The sequence below is a fragment of the Achromobacter sp. 1012554356 genome, from assembly GCF_059760815.1.
In genome coordinates this window covers 1-3,291 of the sequence record NZ_JCBANC010000116.1, presented here as the reverse complement: position 1 = coordinate 3,291, position 3,291 = coordinate 1, and the positions used below count along the sequence as shown (strand labels likewise).

At 64.6% G+C, this 3,291-nt stretch carries 3 protein-coding genes; all 3 read left to right on the top strand.

What is annotated here, in order from left to right; translation table 11 throughout:
- Positions 1-134 precede the first annotated feature (134 nt).
- Positions 135-314, top strand: coding sequence for a hypothetical protein (locus tag AC6LJW_RS29380; protein ID WP_179690867.1), 180 nt, complete (start codon positions 135-137; stop codon positions 312-314).
- Complete coding sequence (locus AC6LJW_RS29375; RefSeq protein WP_498088968.1) at positions 311-2,716, top strand: autotransporter outer membrane beta-barrel domain-containing protein; 2,406 nt, start codon at positions 311-313, stop codon at positions 2,714-2,716. The genes AC6LJW_RS29380 and AC6LJW_RS29375 overlap by 4 nt, the downstream gene beginning before the upstream one ends.
- Positions 2,717-3,095: 379 nt before the next feature.
- Positions 3,096-3,291, top strand: a 196-nt coding sequence (locus AC6LJW_RS29370; RefSeq protein WP_498088967.1) for a hypothetical protein, incomplete at its 3' end; no start/stop codon positions are given.

The following is a 3,291-nucleotide window of genomic DNA, read 5'->3' as shown; positions in this document are numbered from 1 at the left end:
CTATGCAGGTGGCGGTGGCGGTGGCGGCGGTACCTACACCAACGGCGGGTCGGCGGGCCAAGGGGCATTCCAGAGCCAAAGTCCGGGTGTAGGCGGATCAGGCGGTATGGCTGGCGGTGAGTCCGGCGTCGACGGTGGCCGAGCAAATCCAGGAACGGCATTGGAAGGATGGGGTGGGGGCGGCGGAGGCGGCGGCGCGGCCGGTGGATCTGGCGGCAACGGCGGGCGAGGGTCTGGATTCGCCGGCGGGCCTCCTGGTGGCGCTGGCGGCAATAGCGGTAATGGTGTCCACGTCACCGGCGCCAACTCCGTGATCATCAATTCAGGCACGATCTCGCAGGGGCCGGCGAACCAGAACACCGCCATCAAGTACTCAGCCACCGCGCGCGATTCCACGCTGGTTTTGCAAGCCGGCAGCGAAATCAACGGTCTGATCGACGCCACGGAGTCCGGCGGCAAGAATACGCTGACGTTGGACGGCGGCGCGGCGCAGGCCTTTGACGTCAGTCTGATCGGTAGCGGTGCGCAGGCCCAGTACCTGGGCTTCAACGCCTTCGAAAAAACCTCAACTGGAACCTGGATGCTGACAGGCACGCCCGGGCAAGCCCTCACGCCTTGGACGCTGTCGGGCGGGTGGCTCGCGATTGCCGACGACGCCAGCCTGGGCGACGCGACCGGGGCTCTCACATTCAGCGGCGGCGGATTGCAGGTGGACGCCAGCGTCACCTCGCAGCGCGATATGCAGTTCGCGGGAGATGGCGCGATCCGCACGGTGGACGGGACGGTCTCTGTGATGCAGGGCGCGATCACCGGATCGGGCATGCTGACCAAGACCGGCGCGGGCACGTGGATCATCGACAGCGACAATGCATTCGCCGGCGCAACGCTGATCGACGACGGCGTGCTGCAACTGGGCTCGGGCCAGACCGTCGGATCATTGGGGGCGGGCGCGATCGAGAACAACGCCGTTCTGGCCATCGACCGCGCCGACGCAGTCATCCTGTCCAACGCCATATCGGGTACGGGCGATTTGCTGCAGGCGGGCTCGGGAACGACCACGCTGACCGGGTCGCTTACCTACACCGGCCTCACGCGGGTGGATAACGGCACGCTGGTCATCGATGGCACGTCCTTGGGCCAGGCCGATCTCGCGGTTGCCCGGGTCGTTGGAGCGAGCGATGCCGGCCTCGGATTGGCCAACGGCGCACGGCTCGATGGCTGGGTGGATGGACCGAATCTTTCCATCGACGCGACCAGCCGTTGGAACATCCTGACCGATGCTTCCAATCCCGCTTCCACTCCCGCGCAAGCCAACAACCTCAGCACCGTCAACGCGCTTCGGCTTGAAGGCAGTGTCGCGTTTGCGCCGCCCGCCGAGTGGACGCACGATGCCATCGGCCGCACGTTCACCGCCGACAATCTGGCGGGTGGCGGCGGTGAAGTGCAGATGCACATGATTCCGACCTCGGCCGGCACCGTGGATTACCTGACCTTGAACGCGGGGGCGACGGGGCTGACGAATCTGACGCTCAATACCGACAGCGGCTTCGGCGATCCGCTTCACGGAAACGGCTTTCTGGTGGTCAAGGCGGGCGCCAGCACGGACAACGCGTTCCAGCTGACGCCCGGCCAGGCTCCGCGAGGCGGTGCGTTCCGCTATGTGCTGTCGCATGGCGCGCAGGATGGCTCGCCGGCACTTGCCAACAACTGGTACTTGATCAGCGAGGTCCGCCCCGAGGTCTCCATGTACTCGCAGCTTGGCGGGCAAGCGCTGCGGCAGTCCGAGCTGGCGGTGGGCACCTTCAACGAGCGCATGGGCGCGACCGAAACGCTGGCCCGTAAGGTGTACCCGTATGCCTGGGCCAGAACGCTGGGCGGATGGGAGAACCGCGATGGCGCTTCGCGCGGCATCCTGCAGTCGCAAGTTGGAAGCCGCACGACGCTGGGCGGCCTGCAGGTGGGCACGGACCTGTTCGTGACCAACAAGGGTATCCGCCGCAACAGTCTGGGCGTGTTCGGCACCGCATTGGTTTCCCGCGCCGACGTGGATCACTATCAGGCCTCCACGCGTTCGACGATCGATGCCGGCCGCAGCGACCAGACGATGTATGGCTTGGGCGCGTATTACACGATGATGGATGGCAAGGGCGGGTACGTCGACGTCGTCACGCAAGTCAGCCGTTTTGGCGTCAAGACCCAATCGAGCGGCGCGGACGGCATGTCGATGCGAACGTCGGGCTGGGGCGCGGCGCTGTCGGCCGAAGCAGGCAAGGCGTTCGACATTGGCGATGCGTCTAGTGGGCTTCGACTCGAACCGCAGGCGCAGGTGATGGTCCAGCACGTCAAGCTGCGCGACGGCGATGACGATCTCGGTCAGGTTGCGCTGCCGGCATCGCATGCGCTGCATTCGCGCGTAAGCCTGAAGCTGTCAAAAGCCTGGGGCGAACAGGACGACGCGCGGAACCACGGTTGGCTGATGCTGAGTTACCGGCACACGCTCGGGAAGTCGTCCAGCGAATACCAGACGCTGACGCAGGGCGACATCGCCTTTGAGAACAAACTGGACGGATCGCGCGTGGGGCTGTCGGCGGGTTACGACCGGCGGGCGGGCAAGAACACGTTCGTCAATGTGCAACTGAACGCCGAGCAGGGATTGGGCGGCGCATCGGGCTTGCGCGCGGTGGGTGGCTCGATGGGGATCAAGCACCTTTTCTAGCATTAGCGGATCCTCGTCTTGCACGATCTATCCTGGAACGGCCGGCGTGCCTGCGTCGGCCGCTCTCGGATCCGTCGGATTCTACGAGGGCTGGTGATGATTTTGGAAGCGAGCAGGTCAACTGAGTAAAGGTACTCTGCGCGAATCCGACGCGCATACGGAACACTGATCGCGCCGACGAGAGGGTTCCAGCAAACGCTCAGTACCCGCAGTCCTCGTCGCGCGATGTGATTAATCGGATTATTCAGCGCGCAGCCGGCAAGCCCGGTGTTCCACGTTCTTGAAACCTCAAGCAGATGATTTTGCCTGGCGCGGCCCTACGCGCCAGGCGCAATCGAATTCGTGAAGCCGCGCGTGAATCCACACCCAGGATGAACCAATGATGCACACGGATTCTTGCTTGGCGTTGCGACATGCGGATGCGACTCGAAATCGAATAGACAAAGCGCGCGGTATTGCGTTCAAGCTTTGTCTTGGCCTGTCTTTGATCTCTCTGGGCATGTCCCCGCATCCCGCCGCGAATGCGCTGATCGTTGGTGAGGCGGGGACGGGCGGCGTCGGCGGGACTGCCAATG